The 17,303-nt window shown below is 42.1% G+C and carries 17 protein-coding genes; 4 read left to right on the top strand and 13 right to left on the bottom strand.

Annotated features, from left to right (window positions below):
• Positions 1-170: 170 nt before the first annotated feature.
• The 4 genes from QL982_RS07915 to QL982_RS07900 form a co-directional block, all read right to left on the bottom strand.
• Complete coding sequence (locus QL982_RS07915; RefSeq protein ID WP_290162944.1) at positions 171-596, bottom strand: hypothetical protein; 426 nt, start codon at positions 594-596, stop codon at positions 171-173.
• A gap of 297 nt (positions 597-893) precedes the next feature.
• The gene (gene ilvC, locus QL982_RS07910; RefSeq protein ID WP_290162946.1) at positions 894-1,910 is read right to left on the bottom strand and encodes a ketol-acid reductoisomerase; all 1,017 of its coding nucleotides are present in this window, start codon (positions 1,908-1,910) and stop codon (positions 894-896) included.
• A gap of 134 nt (positions 1,911-2,044) precedes the next feature.
• Positions 2,045-2,542, bottom strand: a complete 498-nt coding sequence (gene ilvN / locus QL982_RS07905; protein ID WP_057758828.1) for an acetolactate synthase small subunit — start codon at positions 2,540-2,542, stop codon at positions 2,045-2,047.
• Positions 2,542-4,254: an acetolactate synthase 3 large subunit gene (locus tag QL982_RS07900; RefSeq protein WP_290162971.1), complete on the bottom strand. Its 1,713-nt coding sequence runs from the start codon at positions 4,252-4,254 to the stop codon at positions 2,542-2,544. The genes ilvN and QL982_RS07900 overlap by 1 nt, the downstream gene beginning before the upstream one ends.
• A 983-nt stretch (positions 4,255-5,237) precedes the next feature.
• Here QL982_RS07900 and QL982_RS07895 point away from each other — a divergent pair.
• Positions 5,238-5,735 carry a DUF4124 domain-containing protein gene (locus QL982_RS07895; RefSeq protein ID WP_290162949.1) on the top strand — a complete coding sequence of 166 codons (498 nt, stop codon included), beginning with the start codon at positions 5,238-5,240 and terminating at the stop codon, positions 5,733-5,735.
• A gap of 348 nt (positions 5,736-6,083) precedes the next feature.
• Here QL982_RS07895 and QL982_RS07890 read toward each other — a convergent pair whose 3' ends face one another.
• Entirely contained in the window at positions 6,084-7,916 is a 1,833-nt protein-coding gene (locus tag QL982_RS07890; RefSeq protein ID WP_290162951.1) for an NAD(P)H-hydrate dehydratase, read from the bottom strand.
• 254 nt (positions 7,917-8,170) lie between these two features.
• On the opposite strand from QL982_RS07890, the gene queG reads away from it, so the two are divergent.
• Positions 8,171-9,337: a tRNA epoxyqueuosine(34) reductase QueG gene (queG, locus tag QL982_RS07885; protein ID WP_290162974.1), complete on the top strand. Its 1,167-nt coding sequence runs from the start codon at positions 8,171-8,173 to the stop codon at positions 9,335-9,337.
• An 87-nt stretch (positions 9,338-9,424) separates the two neighbouring features.
• Here the strand turns inward: queG and lysM are convergent, their stop codons facing one another.
• The 6 genes from lysM to QL982_RS07855 all read right to left on the bottom strand — a co-directional run bounded on the left by lysM (position 9,425) and on the right by QL982_RS07855 (position 13,957).
• Complete coding sequence (lysM, locus tag QL982_RS07880; RefSeq protein WP_290162953.1) at positions 9,425-9,934, bottom strand: peptidoglycan-binding protein LysM; 510 nt, start codon at positions 9,932-9,934, stop codon at positions 9,425-9,427.
• Positions 9,935-10,227: 293 nt separating this feature from the next.
• Complete coding sequence (gene acpP / locus QL982_RS07875) at positions 10,228-10,464, bottom strand: acyl carrier protein (protein WP_290162955.1); 237 nt, start codon at positions 10,462-10,464, stop codon at positions 10,228-10,230.
• A 270-nt stretch (positions 10,465-10,734) separates the two neighbouring features.
• The gene (gene fabG / locus QL982_RS07870) at positions 10,735-11,463 is read right to left on the bottom strand and encodes a 3-oxoacyl-ACP reductase FabG (protein ID WP_290162956.1); all 729 of its coding nucleotides are present in this window, start codon (positions 11,461-11,463) and stop codon (positions 10,735-10,737) included.
• Positions 11,460-12,428, bottom strand: coding sequence for an ACP S-malonyltransferase (fabD, locus tag QL982_RS07865; RefSeq protein ID WP_290162957.1), 969 nt, complete (start codon positions 12,426-12,428; stop codon positions 11,460-11,462). The genes fabG and fabD overlap by 4 nt, the downstream gene beginning before the upstream one ends.
• 416 nt (positions 12,429-12,844) lie before the next feature.
• Positions 12,845-13,027: a 50S ribosomal protein L32 gene (gene rpmF, locus QL982_RS07860; protein ID WP_068408434.1), complete on the bottom strand. Its 183-nt coding sequence runs from the start codon at positions 13,025-13,027 to the stop codon at positions 12,845-12,847.
• A gap of 336 nt (positions 13,028-13,363) precedes the next feature.
• The gene (locus QL982_RS07855) at positions 13,364-13,957 is read right to left on the bottom strand and encodes a YceD family protein (RefSeq protein ID WP_201592628.1); all 594 of its coding nucleotides are present in this window, start codon (positions 13,955-13,957) and stop codon (positions 13,364-13,366) included.
• A 185-nt stretch (positions 13,958-14,142) separates the two neighbouring features.
• On the opposite strand from QL982_RS07855, the gene QL982_RS07850 reads away from it, so the two are divergent.
• Positions 14,143-14,868 carry an elongation factor P hydroxylase gene (locus tag QL982_RS07850; RefSeq protein WP_290190258.1) on the top strand — a complete coding sequence of 242 codons (726 nt, stop codon included), beginning with the start codon at positions 14,143-14,145 and terminating at the stop codon, positions 14,866-14,868.
• A gap of 269 nt (positions 14,869-15,137) precedes the next feature.
• Entirely contained in the window at positions 15,138-15,758 is a 621-nt protein-coding gene (locus QL982_RS07845) for an L-threonylcarbamoyladenylate synthase (protein ID WP_290162000.1), read from the top strand.
• A 92-nt stretch (positions 15,759-15,850) separates the two neighbouring features.
• Here the strand turns inward: QL982_RS07845 and rplQ are convergent, their stop codons facing one another.
• Both rplQ and rpoA read right to left on the bottom strand, forming a co-directional pair.
• Positions 15,851-16,210 carry a 50S ribosomal protein L17 gene (gene rplQ / locus QL982_RS07840; RefSeq protein WP_010196736.1) on the bottom strand — a complete coding sequence of 120 codons (360 nt, stop codon included), beginning with the start codon at positions 16,208-16,210 and terminating at the stop codon, positions 15,851-15,853.
• Positions 16,211-16,229: 19 nt separating this feature from the next.
• Complete coding sequence (gene rpoA / locus QL982_RS07835) at positions 16,230-17,237, bottom strand: DNA-directed RNA polymerase subunit alpha (RefSeq protein ID WP_021813386.1); 1,008 nt, start codon at positions 17,235-17,237, stop codon at positions 16,230-16,232.
• Positions 17,238-17,303 lie beyond the last annotated feature (66 nt).

Below are 17,303 nucleotides of genomic sequence, written 5' to 3'. Positions count from 1 at the left end.
GTATTCGATCTGGTATTCTTTTATATTAACTATGGTTATGTCTGATGACAGCATACTTTTTAGAACACCACCAAATAAATTTCCGATTTATATACGCTGTTATATCAAAAACAGATCTACTATCGTCTAAGCAAAAAAGGCTAATAGCAGGTTGTTGTACTCAGTATCGACTACTGCGATATCGGTAACCATGGTGCACTTAATACCAGCAAACATAAGGCAAAAAATATCAACGAAAACGACTGACTATAAGCAATGTATTTAGCCGGTATCACTAGATCTGCGGGAGAGTCAGGGATGCCTTTACGCTTCAATAATTTTGTACCATATATCCAGCCAAAAGTCGTATAAATGCCGTAAGCTGCAGGGACTGCGATAGCCAATGGTGTCAAATCAATCACGTATAGGATCACCACGGAGATAAAGAACCATAATGTGTCTAGCAACGAGCTGACTTGAAAAAATTTAGATTTGGGCAATTTGCCATCGGTCTTTTTGAGCATCTCCCCTTCTATCCAAATTAAAACTGCTACCACAGCGCTAAGAGTAATATACACGAATTGCGGCGTTAGCCAGTCTGGATAAGATATTTGCACAACATACAACCTGTTATCTATAAAAAGTGAGAATGAAGCATCCGCCCAATTCAATTACTTAGAAACGGGTTGGAACAATGACGGATGTTAATCGCAAAGGCGCTTTGGCCAATGTTAAGGTGCCTGCTTATATTGGGTAGCAATTACTGGTTTTCAACCGATAACCCCGATTCAAATCAAAGCGCAAAGCGCCTAACAAATACTTTGCATAAAAAAACCCATGCTATCAAGTGATAACACGGGCTATTTAATCTAAATCAGATTTTTATCTGAATAAGACTTTTATCTGTATAAAACTTAGTTTTTGTCTTTATCGATGATTTTGTTACCACCGATCCATGGCATCATGCCACGCAGCTTAGCACCAGTGATTTCGATTTGATGGTCAGCGTTGTTACGACGACGCGCAGTCATTGATGGATAGTTGGTTGCGCCTTCAGAGATGAACATCTTCGCGTATTCACCAGACTGGATGCGCTTTAGTGCATTACGCATGGCTTCACGTGACTGCTCATTGATAACCTCAGGGCCAGTAACATATTCGCCGTATTCAGCGTTGTTACTGATTGAGTAGTTCATGTCAGCGATGCCGCCTTCATACATCAAGTCAACGATAAGCTTTAGCTCATGTAGGCATTCGAAATAAGCCATTTCTGGTGCATAGCCCGCTTCTGTTAGTGTTTCAAAGCCCATTTTAACCAGCTCTACTGCACCACCACAAAGTACGGCTTGCTCACCGAATAGATCCGTCTCAGTCTCATCTTTGAACGTTGTTTCGATGATGCCTGAACGACCACCACCAACGCCAGCAGCATACGATAATGCTAACTGTTTGGCTTGACCAGAAGCGTCTTGATAAATAGCGATAAGATCAGGGATACCGCCGCCTTTAGCGAACTCTGAACGTACAGTATGACCTGGTGCTTTTGGTGCAACCATGATGACATCAAGATCGCCACGTGGGACAACTTGATTATAATGGATTGCGAAACCATGAGCAAAAGCTAGTGTAGCGCCTTCTTTTATGTTTGGCTCGATTACATCGTTATAAAGCTCTTTTTGGAACTCATCAGGCGTCAAAATCATGATGACGTCAGCGGCTTTTACCGCTGCTTCTACTTCAGCAACTTTTAGGCCCGCATTTGCTGCCTTTTTCCATGAGCCTGAGTTTGCACGTAGACCAACAGTCACATCGACGTCTGAATCTTGTAGGTTAAGCGCGTGCGCATGTCCTTGTGAACCATAACCAATAATGGCAACTTTCTTACCTTGGATAATTGATAAATCACAATCTTTGTCATAATAAACGTTCATAAATACAGTCCTTTTTCTCAATCATGGTTTGCCATGGATAGTAAACGCTTATGCTGTAGTCAATATAATAACTAAGATAAGCGCTTTGTTGATTAGATAAATAAATATTGGTTTAAACTGGTTTTGATAAATAATTAGATGCTTAGAGTCTTTTCACCGCGGGCAATACCAATAACCCCTGAGCGAACCACTTCCATAATACGCTCACGGCCAATGACATCGATGAAGCCGTCAAGTTTGGCTTTGTCACCCACGATTTGAATCGTATATAAATTTGAATTTACATCAACGATTTGTGCACGGAAAATATCTGCGCTGCGTTTAATCTCTTCACGTACACCGCCCGTCGCACGGACTTTAATGAGCATCAACTCACGCTCAACGTGTACGTTTTCTGTTAGATTAAGCACTTTAACCACTTCAATCAATTTATGCAATTGCTTGGTGATTTGCTCAATTCTTTCAGGTGACGTAATGGTTGTTACCGTTAGACGTGAGATACTTGGATCATCAGTAGGCGCGACGTTTAAGGTTTCGATATTGTAGCCACGTTGTGAGAACAAGCCGACTAACCGCGACAACGAACCCGCTTCGTTTTCCATCAATACCGAAATCAGATGTTGTTGTTGCATTAGGTACGCTCCCCTTTTGTTAACCACATATCACGCATTGTCTGTCCAGCGATTTGCATCGGATATACATGCTCATTACGATCGACATAAACGTCAATAAATACCAGCTTGTCTTTCATTGCCATCGCTTCTGCTATCTGTGCTTCCATAGTTGCAGGGTCAGTAATTTTGATGCCGACGTGACCATAACTTTCGGCCAATTTAACGAAGTCTGGCAGTGAATTCATATATGACTGTGCGTGACGACCTTCATATAGCATGTCTTGCCACTGCTTAACCATACCCAACTGAGCATTGTTGATGTTCAGGATTTTGACTGGTAAGTTATATTGCAAGCAGGTGGATAGCTCTTGGATATTCATCTGAATAGAGCCTTCACCAGTAATACAAACCACATCACGCTCTGGATTGGCAAGTTTGGCAGCCATCGCATATGGCAGACCAACACCCATGGTACCAAGACCACCTGAGTTCAGCCATTGACGAGGCTCATTATAAGTATAATAGAGAGCCGCAAACATCTGGTGCTGGCCGACGTCACTCGTGATAATAGCGTTACTATTAGTCACTTTATCTAAGGCTTGTACGACGCTCTGTGGCTTGATGCCATTGTCAGTACTGGTGTCATAACGCAAACCATGACGTTTACGCCATTCGTTAATCTGCGACCACCAGTCAAGCAATGCATGTTGCTCTAACTGCTTGTCTTGACCAACGATGTCTAGCATGTCCGTTAAGACAGATTTTACGTCACCCACGATAGGAATGTGCGCAAGGATGGTCTTTGAAATCGAAGCAGGGTCGATATCGATATGAATAATGGTGGCGTTAGGACAGAATTTTTTGACGTTATTGGTCACGCGATCGTCGAAACGTGCACCGACAGCCAATATCACATCAGCATGATGCATGCTCATATTGGCTTCATAAGTGCCGTGCATGCCAAGCATACCTAAGAACTGCTCATCTGAGCCAGGGAACGTACCAAGGCCCATTAAAGTGTTGGTCACGGGTAAGTTCAGACGATGCGCAAGCTCAGTCAGCTCTTCGTGAGCCTTACTCCAAATCACACCACCACCAGCGTAGATGATAGGACGCTGCGCTGCTAATAGCGTTTCAACGGCCTTTTTGATTTGACCGCTGTGACCTTTGAGTGAGGGCTGATACGAGCGTATAAATACCTCTTTTGGGTACTCATAAGCGAATTTTTCACTTGGTGCGGTCATGTCTTTTGGCACGTCAATGACAACAGGCCCTGGACGTCCAGTCTGCGCAATATAAAAGGCTTTTTTGACAATCATGGGGATTTCGCTAGCATGGCGTACTTGAAAGCTATGCTTGACGATAGGACGTGACACGCCGACCATATCTGTTTCTTGGAACGCATCTTCACCGATTAGGCTGCTTGGTACCTGACCTGCAATGACTACCATCGGTACTGAGTCCATAAAGGCGGTGGCAATAGCCGTCACCGTATTGGTCGCCCCAGGTCCTGATGTGGCTAGTACAACACCCGTGTTGCCCGTTACGCGTGAATAAGCATCTGCCATGTGACCAGCGGCCTGCTCATGGCGCACGAGAATATGCTCAATCGCTTCTTGCTGAAACAGCGCATCATAGATGTGTAAAACTGCACCACCTGGATAGCCAAAGATGTATTTGACACCTTCGTCAGTCAGTGATTGCACCAACATCTCAGCACCAGACAGCATTACAGGCTGCTCACTACCTTCAGCAAGACGTTGTTGCTTTTCTTCAAAATTTTTGGCGGCATTACCCGTTTGGGTACGTCCTGTCATATTCGGACTTTGCGTGGTTTGCGTCACTGTCATCACCTTTTTTTGCGGCGAGAATTTGCGGTATTCTATGAGATTGGATAATCACTGATAGTCATTATTTTTACACTCATTGAATCATCGCTAATTCTTGTCCATATCAAGAATATCTGCCTAGTAGCTTTAATTAATACTGTCTTATGAGACAATATATCATTCAAACACAGCAGTGTATTTAAGGTCAGCTTTGTGATGGAGGTTTATCGATATACAGTGACAAGATGCGAGTGCATCCATAAAAGAAATGGCTTATTATTGAGAGTAAATACCAGCAAGTACTCATTGTGAATTTGTTCATACAGATGCATCGACATAAGTAGGTAAAGTAATTTTCATGGCCAATACTGCATTATAAGGTCATTAGAGCTTACAAGAGGCCTGTTAGAAAGCTTCTCAACTACATACTATATCGTGTTTGACACAACCGCTAAAAACACATTTAGCACTTTTCAAATAATAAGTTCATCTTAGTCATTGTAGACAGATAAGTCCGGAGACAATGTATAAAGTTAGAATAGTGGTCGTTATGCCACCATGCTTGCTATATCATTGTCACAAAGGAAATAAAACTGCGTAAGCTACTGATAAGTAGCTCGTAGTCCTCATTCTCAAGTGCCACGGCAATATCGTAAAAGCCGTTCACTGACCAATCAACTGCTATTATATTCGATGGTTTGCGAGTTATTGTCAAGAAAAACTTCTAAAGCCTATCCCAAACTATTAGTTATTAAATAATATACATTCATAAGTATTATTTGCTAAAATTGAAAGTCGATACATTATTACTACCAATAAAACGCTCAAGTGTTATATTTACACCTATATACATTTGATTTTTATTACATAAGAGGATTGCTACTATGGCATATGCGTCTAAGATAAATACCGCTGCCAAACTATTAACGAGTACCGCGTGTATGCTACTGCTGTCCATGAATGCCAGTCAGGCTATTCAAGTTTACAAATCCATCGGAGCACATGGTGAAGTTAAATACAGCCAACATTCTCCGCAAACGGGTAAGAACATTGAACTGATTGAATTTCGTAGTGATGGACGGCAAAACAACGCAGGACAAATGGCAGGTAAAACAGATGCCAACCAGAGCAACAATACTCAAACTGCTGAAGAGCAGCGAGTAGCAGCGCTTGAGGCACGCATCAAAGAGCAAGATGCACAAGCCAACGCTCAACGCTGCCAGTCACTTCGTAATAACTTGACCAACCTAAATGTTGGCGGACGCATTTATGAGATGGACGATAAAGGCAAACGTCAGTATTTGGATGGCCGAGAAATTGAGCTTAAACGTGAGCGTGTACAGCAAGCGATTGATCAGTACTGTGGCAAGGCTGCTACCTAGAGTCAATATTAGGGTCTGTTGAACATTCAGATGTGGTGCTGGCAGTCACTATTTTTTAGACAATATGCCGTGGCATTTTTGACGCCTAGTCATTCTAGGGTAAACAATGTCGCCATGTATTGGAAAAAAATAGTGCTGCCCTCCACTCGAGCACAGCTCTTGCCTTGCGAACGGGCAAAGCGGTGCTTTGCTCGATCCGTTCTCAAGGCTGATGCTAAAATCCCCCCAAACGTTGTTGCAAGCCTAGCTAAGGTCTCGACATTATCGTCGGTTTGCGCCTAGTTTGGTGCAATTTTAGCGAACAGCAGCCCTAATATTTTAATGTTCAACAGACCCTAGTGATAGATATTAATATCTATTACTAATCAACTGCATAATATGACGAATGGCTACAGGCATATCTTGAGCTTGTAGCCCTCGTTGTCCTATCAAAAGCCTGCCATTATCACGGTGCTCGTTACTCATTTGATTGACCAGCTGATCCCCTGCCAACCCATGTATAATCACTGCTTGATGCAAACGATGCATTGCTGACTCTAAGTCTTGTTGTGCCAACAACCCAGCAATGACACCCGACAACACATCTCCCATGCCAGCCGTTGCCATGCCAGCATTACCAACACCGCAGACATACACCTGATCTTGACCCAAACCATGCTCTAATACTAAAGAGCCTGCGCCTTTTAACACCCAATCACCACCAAAAATTGTCGCACCCTGTTTTATAGCGGCCAATCTATCTGATTCTACCTCATGTATTTTTTTATCCAGCAATCTAGCGGCTTCACCACTGTGCGGTGTCAAACAAACCCGATGGTTGGCAGCATACTCTCGCAGATCTTTTATCAGCTCATGACCGTCCATTTGTAGCGAGGCCAAATGGTACAGACCATCAGCATCAATCACTATTGGTTTTTTTGCTCTTATAGCAGCTTGTAGATACTGGATAAACAGTGCTTTTGCTTTTTCGTCACGGCCTAAGCCCATACCAATAGCAATCACACTGGCTGCTTTAATTAGCTGTTTGACCCCTTCCACATCATGCAAATTGATGGTCATTGCATCTGGTAGAGAGGTTAATAGCGCTCCATGAAAAGCGTCATGGCAGGCAACGGTCATTTTACCCGCCCCTGTCGCCATCGCACTTGATGCAGAAAGAATGGCTGCGCCACCCATACCTTGTGAGCCATGGACACGATTGCCACCGATGATTAATACATGACCATAGCTGCCTTTGTAGCTATTTTGACGCCGTGGGCTTAAACCATAAGCAGTAGTAACGAGCTTTGCTACGGGCATAAATGCTTTATTATGCATAGGATACGGTATCAGCGGTATGTCAACCACCTGCCCGCTATAATCCATACCATCCTTGGTATGTAAACCAAATTTGCGCGCAATCAGGCATAAAGTCACATCCGCTCGTATCGCTATGCGTTCGAACACTTCGCCAGTAGCGGCCATCAGCCCACTTGGAATATCCACAGCAATAGCAAGCGCATGGTTTTGCTCAGACAATTTATTGAAAGTATCAATCGCCTGTTTATAAATACCCTCGGGAGCACGGTCTAAGCCTATACCAAATAGGGCATCGATATAGACGTCGGCGGGCAACGCTCTTTCTTTTGAGTCATTGTGCAACTTATCATATAGACCATCATATAAGTCATGATAATGATCAGCCTCTTCAAAGCGTTCATAATGGCACTTGGCGTGTAGGGCTATCTGTCGTGCTTTGGTCGCATCAGTTGTATTGTTGATATTGCTATCTTTTTTGGCAGAAATCACTGGTTGATCGGTGATGTCAAAATCACTCTCATTAAAACCAACCGCCATCACTTCTATTTGCCAGCCAGCTTGCTGCAAATAATAAGCAATGAGCCAGCCATCACCGCCATTATTGCCTTTTCCTACCCAAATACTTGCTCGGCGCGGGCGAGTATTTGGGCGGGTAATACGCTGAGAGACAATGGTGTTGGCAAAGTGGTTGGTATTGAAATTCTGCTGCTCATACAGCTGCTCGATCTGCTGCGCCATTTGCCACGCTGCTTGCGTCATCAATCCAAAGCTATCATGCCCCTCTGCAAACCATGCTTGCTCCATCGCATATATTTGCGCGCTGCTATATAACGCGATAGGTTTTGTCGTTTTTATAAATGATACATTGCTCTGATTTTTCATGATTGATCCTTGGTGCTTTTGGCTCATTTTTGTATGTTATCGACATATCGACATATGGTTGCTCATCTTCTATCTCAGCTTAGCAAAAGCTTACATCGACTTATGTATCGATATGAATGTAAGTTTATTTTCTTTTATACTTGCGCTCTTAGCTCACTCGCTTATCATAACGGTATTCACATTATCGCTAATTACCAAACATGAATAATATCACCGAACCAAACGAGCAAATATCCAGTAAACATCGACCTTCTATGCATACCGATAAAAATAAAGACAAGATTGTCGTTAATCAGCCAATAGCATTTGCTACCACAGCAGACGTCAAGCAGTGGATTAAAACCCAAGCACAGGCTTTAGGGTTTGCTGACTGTGGTTTTCTATCCGTGCATCACCCTTTATTTGCCAAACAAATCGTGCAGTTACAGCAATGGCTAGATAAGGGTTATGAGGGGCAACTGCAGTTTATGCACAGCAATCATGAGCTACGTGCTAATCCTGAAAAACTGGTCGATGGCGCAAAAACCATCATCAGTGTGCGTATGGATTATCTGACTCAAGCACCAACGCCGCGGACAATCACTGACAACGACCACCCCAACCAAGGTATCATCGCGCGTTATGCAAGAGGACGGGATTATCATAAGACCATGCGTAGCCGTTTAAAGCAATTGGCATTAAAAATAGAAACAATGCTTCCTGAATGGCAACATCTCAATATTGGGTCAGAGCGAGATTTTATCTTTAGGCCTTTTAGCGACTCTGCACCTATCTTTGAACGCCCTATCGCTGATGCTGCTGGCCTTGGATGGACAGGTAAGCACACGCTACTCATTAATAAACAAGCAGGCTCGTTTTTTGTGTTGGGCGAGCTATTTATTAGCCTTGAGTTGCCAGATGACCAACCTATCAAAGAGCATTGTGGCAGCTGTAGCGCCTGTATTGATATTTGTCCTACCCAAGCGATTGTCGCACCCTATGAGCTTAATGCCTCAGCCTGCATCTCCTACCTCACTATCGAGCATAAAGGTACCATTGATACCAAGTACCGCCGAGCGATTGGTAATCGCGTCTTTGGTTGTGATGACTGCCAGCTTATCTGTCCTTGGAATCGCTATGCCAATATCACACCTGTAGAAGACTTCGCACCACGGCACAACCTTGATAGTAGTAGCCTACTTGAACTATGGCAGTGGCAAGAAGCTGACTTTATGAAAAAGACGGAAGGCAGCCCACTCAGACGCACAGGTTATGTTAGCTTTTTACGCAATATCGCTATTGGACTTGGAAATGCCAACGCCTGTGCAGATACTGTTGCTCAATTACAGTCAAAACTGGGTGTACACAATGAGATATTAGATGAGCATATCCTTTGGGCAATAACTGAGCAGCAAGATAAATTAAAAGCGATTAAGTCTTAAGCTTATATTTGTCTAAACAAAAAAATGCCTCTTATTTACAAGAGGCATTTTTATTAGCGCATATTTTTGTATTATCCATTACAAATATTATGGCTTAGGAATACGTAAGACCTGACCTGGATAAATTTTATCTGGTTCTGAAAGCATGGGCTTATTGGCTTCAAAAATCTTCATATAATCGTTTGCTGAACCATATACATCTTTGGCAATTTTAGATAAATTATCGCCAGATTTTACTGTATACATCGTAGATTCAGGGGCATCTTCTTCGATATCGATATTATCGATGACTTTCGCAACGTTCTGTACGTTACCGATAGCGATGATGGCTTTTTCACGATCTGCTTGCGTTTTAGCCTTACCGCTGATTTCTGCCGTATCTGTTGAGCCATTATATTTAATCTTTAGCTCACTGATATCTAGGTTTTGCTGCTGAATACGGCGAAGTAAAATATTAGCCACTGACTGCGCGCTAGGTTCACTGCTTTGAACGGGGGTGTTGGCATCCGCTTTTGACTCTGACTTGGCATCATGTTTGGCATCGTCACGATTGAAAATTTTATCACCGATGTCTTTTGCAAAACTGAACATACCCATATGTGTGCTCCTTAAAGTATTATTATTTATCGCTCGTATTTATTTTTTTGGTAATGTGTACATTTAGCGGTTATCACACCTACCTAAGTATGATGCTCTGTAATATGCACTTCATTACGGCTTACCATTATGAGTATAAACAAAGTAATCGGATGTAGATAGTAATCGTATGTTGAATAATGTTGAATTGACGTAGTTTATGTTAAAAAATGATTGGTTTAAATCGCATGCCAAAAAAAACCGCCTATCCAATAAGATAAGCGGTATTATAAAATTGCTACGTAAAGAGCAAATTATAGTTGGGCTTGTACGTAATCGATTGCTTTTTGAACGGTCGTCAATTCTGCAGAATCTTCGTCAGGAATAGTGATACCAAAATCACTCTCAAATGACATAACCAATTCAACTAGGTCTAATGAATCTGCACCTAAGTCTTCCATAAATGAAGCATCGTTGTTGATATCTTCAATATTCATACCCAATTGCTCAGCTACTGCAGCTTTAACTCTTAGCTCGGTATCGTTACTCATGTAGATTTCTCCTTTTTGATCTATTATTTTGACAAACTGCCATAGTCCTATTATTAGGCTCTATGGCATTGTATATAAGATGGAACTTTCAGATTCATATGGCTATCTGAGTGCTTTATAACTAATGATACGTTTTGACTAATGTCTGGTAAAGCCTTGCTATCATACATGGCTTTGACATAAAAGTGTCCGTCATTATAGCACCCTTTATTATAGTTTACACTCGTTCACACAGTTTTTTATTATCACTATGTAACACTTGTGTGTCACTTACATATACATGCCACCATTGACCGGAATAACAGCGCCTGTGATATAGCTGGCCTCATCACTGGCTAAGAAATGTACAGCAGCTGCTATGTCTTCTGGCTGACCCAAACGGCTGATAGGTACAGCATCTAGCATAGAATTAAGGAGACGCTCATCAAGCTCATCTGTCATATCCGTTTCAATCAAACCTGGTGCTACGCAGTTGATGGTCACTTGTCGTGAACCGATTTCACGCGCGAGCGTACGGCTGAATCCTTCTACCCCTGCTTTGGTCGCAGCATAGTTAGACTGACCCGCATTGCCCATTTGAGCCACGACAGAGGTGATGTTGATAATACGACCGCGACGGGCTTTCATCATACCGCGTACTGCGCGTTTGCTCATGCGATAGACTGACGTCAAGTTAGTATCGATGACATTTTCCCAATCTTCATCTTTCATACGCATCAATAGACCATCTTGAGTGATACCTGCATTGTTGACCAATACTTGTACCGCGCCATAGACGCTTTCGATCTCTTCAAACAGTTTGTCAATTTGAGCGGTGTCACGTACATCTAAGACACGACCGATGCCACCAGAGTCATGAAGATAATCATCAATAAGCTCAGCACCTTTTTCAGTGGTCGCTGTACCAATGACAAAATGTCCTTCTTTAGCAAAACGTTTGGCGACTGCCTTACCAATACCTCGGCTAGCGCCAGTCACTAATGTAATCGTACGGCTCATGATAACACCTCTAATAATTTTTCTAGACGGGCAGGCTTGTCTGTAGGATAGCTTGAGATTGGCTGTGCTTGACGCTTTGCCAAATTGCTTAGTACGTTGCCACTGCCACATTCGATTAATATGTTAATTTGCTTGTCTGCCAGCTCTTGCATGGTTTTTGACCATAATACAGGCTCGCTCAACTGTTCAGTCAATGCTTGTTTGATGCCTACAGCGCTACTCTCAACGCGTGCATGGCGGTTTTGAATAACAGGAATAGTTGCTTGATCAAACTTGATACCCGCGAGTATCTCAGCCAAAGCACTACTTGCAGGTTCCATGAGGGCGCAATGAGACGGTACGCTCACTTTTAGAGGGACAGATTTTTTGCCCGTATTCTTTACTTTATCGATAACCGCATTGACACCAGCCGCGTTACCCGAGATAACCACTTGCCCTGGGCTATTAAAGTTAGCAGCGCCAACAACGGCGTCATCGACATGTTCGGTGGCTTGCTCGCACAAGTTTTCTACTCGGTTATCTTCAAGTCCTAACACCGCAGCCATAGCAGTATCGACACCTACAACGGCCTCTTGCATCAGCTGACCACGTTTATGTACTAAAGTGACTGCATCACCAAGCGATATCACGTTAGCAGCACACAGGGCACTATACTCGCCTAGAGAATGACCAGCTAAATAACAAGGCGTGTCGTCTATTTTTTGTTGTAATACACGCCAAATTGCGATACTCGCTGTTAGTAGCGCTGGCTGAGTATATTGGGTTTGATTGAGTTTTTCTTCATCCTGACAGATCGCCCACAAATCCTCACCAAGCGCATCACTCGCTTCGGTAAATGTATCGCGTATCTCTGGATAAACGTCAGCAAGCTCACTCGTCATCGCGACTGCTTGAGATCCTTGTCCAGGAAAAATAACCGCGATACGAGCGGGTTGCTTTTTTACCATATCGGGTACAGAAGCCATAACCAATATTCCTTATTTAATTAGAAATATCCCTAAAAACAATGGGGTGTATTATATTATTAGATGTGATACAAAGCCGCTACTTCGATTATTGGTATAAGAAAACGGATTGTCAGTAAACTATACACTGACCCACCCTATTATCATAGCGGATGCAAACCAAACAGCGATAGTAAAGCGCTATTCAATCTAAAGGGGCAGTTTATATCAGCACACTTTTCAATCGACTAACAACAGGTTATCTATGCTAAAAGTTTAGTCATAAATAACAAAAAGCCAAGTTATCCAGCCACATAATATATGATAGCGAAATAACTTGGCTTTCTTTAGCTCAAAACTCATTGCTTGATGCGGCTATGCAAAAGCAATAATAGTCACCAGTACTATGACTACTTTTGCATTAGCTAACAAACAACTTAGGCGTCTTGACTTACCTTGAACAACTGACGACCACGGTAAAAACCATCTTTAGTCATGTGATGACGACGATGTTTTTCACCAGTAGTAGCATCAATGCTCAGCTCAGCCACTTCCATACGATGGTGTGAACGGCGCATGTCACGACGAGAACGGCTTTTACGACTTTTTTGAACAGCCATGATATAGCTCCTATACTTAAAAGGGATAAGCTTGAAATTCAGCTTTAATCGATACTGACAGAGGCCATATAATCACAACAACCTAAGTCTTACGCATCATTAGTTAAATAGATTGCCACTCACATAAAATGCTAACTATGTCTAAAATCTATAGTAAATTTGCATAGTCAGCTTCTATCAGTAAGCAACTTGTTGCTAGAATGCAATAAACCGGACATTATACGCATGTTTAATGGATTAATAAAGCCCTGCATCTCACTCTTCTGTAGAAAGCTGATGAAAGGTATCACAAATTCATTAAGTAGTACATTTATATGTGAACTGCTTTTGATGAAACTACAGCTTGCCTTTTAGCGAGGCTAAAGCGGCAAAAGGATTTTCTGTTTCTTCTTCTTCTGGAATCTCACCAAACTGCTCTACCGTCATCTCACAGTCATCATGCTTTGGTGACATTGGCGTCTTGAGTAGTATCTCGTCTTCAACCAATTTCTTGAATGGCAATAGCTTCTCTGGTGATTGCTCTGTAATGATTTCATCAAGTAATAAATAATCTTGCTCTTCATTCACTAAGCGTACTTGGCTCTCTTTTTCAAGCAAAGCAATATTAAAATCATCAGACAAATCGATAGCCACTGGCTGCAGACAGCGCTGACAAGTTAGCCAAACCTGACCAGTCAATGTAAATGCCAAATGTAAGACATTATTACGGCGATACAAGCTAGCACTAAGCTGTATTTTTTCTTGCTCGTGTTCGGTAGCTAGAATAAGCGCCAGACGTTTGAACGCACTTGGCTCTACTTCTCCTGACCATTCATAACCAGTATCTGCCCACTTATCTAAAGAAATAGAATCGGGCATGCTGGTAGGTAACGGCACTTTTTTGTTATCAGTATGCATTGCTGACGGTTTACTTTCTGGAGTGCTTGACATGCGCGGCCTCATTCATCAAAACGGTGTATAATATTGCCTGCCATACTAACGGAAAGCATTGAATGACGCTAGCGCTAGTATGTTAATATTTTTGATATTGGCACGATTTAACATGACCTGTTCTTCGCCTTTATACTAAGGTGATAGTTTTCATTTTTACCACTTATCTGACCAGTATTTCACTTATGAATTCGTTTAACAATAAAATTGACTTTGCTAACTTACTCTCATCCTCTAAAGCAAAAATACTATTGAAATGTCTTACCGAGTTGGCCAGTGATATGAACTCCACTTCTACCGATTCATCAAATCTTGAGAAGAATAGAGCGTTAGAGCGCCTGAGAAATGAATGGCAATGCTTATCTACTACCGAAACTGACGATAACGACCAACAATTAGCTGATAATAATGAGCGAGTAGCTACCGACTGGCTCATTCAATTATTCAATACTTTATTTGCCGATCAAAAGGTTATATTGGTTCGTAGTGAAGGTGAACCCGAATACTTTCCTGCCCAAAACAATGAACCCGCAAGAATTGAATTTGCTCATGGGTTTTTTGCCAGTGCATTGCATGAAGTCAGCCATTGGTGTGTGGCCGGAGAAGCTCGTAGAAGGTTGCCTGACTTTGGCTACTGGTATGCACCAGATGGACGATCAGCAGCTCAGCAGCAGTCTTTTGAACGCGTTGAAATTAAGCCGCAGGCATTGGAGTGTCTTTTTACTTTAGCTTGCGGGCGACCTTTCCAAGTATCACAGGACAATTTATTTGCATCGTTTGATACGAGTGATAGCACCTTCGAACATGATGTTTATCGACAAGCAGAACAGTATATTACTGAGCCTCAGACACTACCACGTGATGCTAAAAAATTATTACTTACTTTACTTAAGGTTTCCACACCCAATTAGACTAAACCAATGGCAATATAACTCTCAATGATATGATTTTTATAACGTGAATGGTTAAGGATCTTATACGAACAATAACGCCTTGCCACTAAAGTTACATGTGCTATGCGCTATACTAATAATCAAATCGATATTTTAAACCAGTAAAGTTTATCAACGTTTAAAATATAATTTATGAATTATCCTCTGTAGTAAACAAACTTAACACAGCCACCGAAACACTTATTCAAATGAAGAAAAACCTCATAATTATAAGATAAGGAAGCACTATGCAAGTATTCTATATTCACCCAGACAATCCACAGCCTCGATTGATTGAGCAAGTGGCTGACCTGCTACGTAAAGACCAACTGATCATCTACCCTACCGATACCAGCTATGCCTTTGGTTGTCGTCTGGGTGCCAAAGATGCGTTAGAAAAACTTAAACAAATTCGTGAGCTTGATGATAAACACCAATTTACCTTATTGTGCCGTGACTTAAGTGAGATTGCTAATTACGCTACTGTAGATAATGTGCAGTTTAAACAGCTAAAAGCACATACCCCAGCACCTATTACATTCATTCTAAATGCCACAAAAGATGTACCAAAAAAACTGTCGCATGCGAAGAAAAAAACCATCGGTATTCGTGTACCTAGCAATCCTATTGCTCAAGCATTATTGGAAGCGATGGATGAACCCATTTTAACCAGCTCACTAATCTTACCTAACCGTGATGACATACTTGACGATCCATTCGAAATTGAAGACATCTTAGGCAATCAAATTGACGGTCTAATCAATGCAGGTATAAAGACAACCAAGCTAACCACCATTGTAGATATGACCAGCAGCCAACCTGAGATTGTCAGGCAAGGTGCTGCTGATGTTGATTCACTACTGCTCTAACAAAATGAATAATGTGATTAACCAAATTCAAGACATAAAAAAAAGCTCCAATTAATTGGAGCTTTTTTATGAATCATATATTCAGTATAAAACTAGTCACGATCAACTAATTCTACATATGCCATTGGCGCATTGTCACCATCACGATGACCGCATTTTACGATACGCAAATAACCACCTGGACGAGTCTGGTAACGAGGACCTAACGTGCCAAATAATTTGCCTACCATAGCTTTGCTACGCATACGGCTGAATGCTAAACGACGGTTAGCAACGCTGTCTTCTTTAGCCATAGTGATTAATGGCTCGGCAACGCGACGTAGTTCTTTAGCTTTTGGTAAAGTTGTTTTGATCAGTTCATGCTCAAATAATGAGTTAGTCATGTTCTGAAACATTGCCTTACGATGACTGCCGGTACGACCCAGCTTGACTCCACTCTTACGATGGCGCATAGTCAAAAATCCTTAAAGTTTAACGGCTACGATAAGAAAAGCGATCATCAACACGTAAATCAGCTGGTGGCCAGTTATCTAGGCGCATACCGAGCTCTAAATCTTTAGACGCTAAAACGTCTTTGATTTCCGTTAATGATTTCTTACCAAGATTTGGGGTTTTTAGAAGTTCAGTCTCTGAACGTTGTACCAAATCACCGATATAGTAAATGTTTTCAGCTTTCAAGCAGTTGGCTGAGCGAACCGTTAGTTCAAGATCGTCCACAGGGCGTAATAGCACCGGATCAACCTCTTCTTTCTCTTTCACAGGCTCAGGCGCTTCTTCAGCTTCTAGGTCAACAAAGATAGAAATCTGTTGTTGTAAAATAGTGGCTGCTTTACGAATTGCTTCTTCTGGATCTATAGTGCCATTAGTTTCAAGCTCAATGATAAGACGATCAAGATCAGTACGCTGCTCTACACGAGCGTTCTCAACCTGATAAGCAACACGAAGCACAGGACTAAAGCTTGCATCAAGCTTTAAGCGTCCAATTGCCTTGGTATCACCATCTTCACGGCGCTGGTTTGCTGGCTCATATCCACGACCCATCACTACACGCAAACGCATCTTAAGATGACCACGGTCGCTCAATGTACCCAAAACCAATTCTGGATTGATGATGTCAACATTGTGCGGCAACGCGATGTCTGCAGCAGTAATAGTGCCTGGACCTTGTTTATCCAAGGTCAAAAATACTTCATTTTGGTCATGAAGCGTAATTGCCAAGCCTTTTAAGTTCAAAAGCAAGTCAAGTACATCTTCTTGCAGGCCTTCAAGCGTTGAGTATTCATGGTCAACACCATCAATCTCAGCTTCAATGACTGCAGCACCAGGTAATGAAGATAACAAGATGCGACGCAGAGCATTACCTAAGGTATGCCCAAAGCCGCGTTCTAACGGTTCGAGCGTGACTTTCGCAATCGTTTCGTTAACCGTATCCACATTAATGGCATTCGGCGTTAGAAACTCAGTTGCATTTAGCATCATGATGTCACCTCGATTTATTAAACTGGTTTAATTAACGTTAATTGCTCAATGCCATTTTCATAACAT

Source organism: Psychrobacter sp. 5A.1 (genome assembly GCF_030407455.1).
Classification (GTDB): domain Bacteria; phylum Pseudomonadota; class Gammaproteobacteria; order Pseudomonadales; family Moraxellaceae; genus Psychrobacter.
Note: the sequence above shows the minus strand (reverse complement) of the source record. Positions and strands in the feature narration are given on the sequence as shown.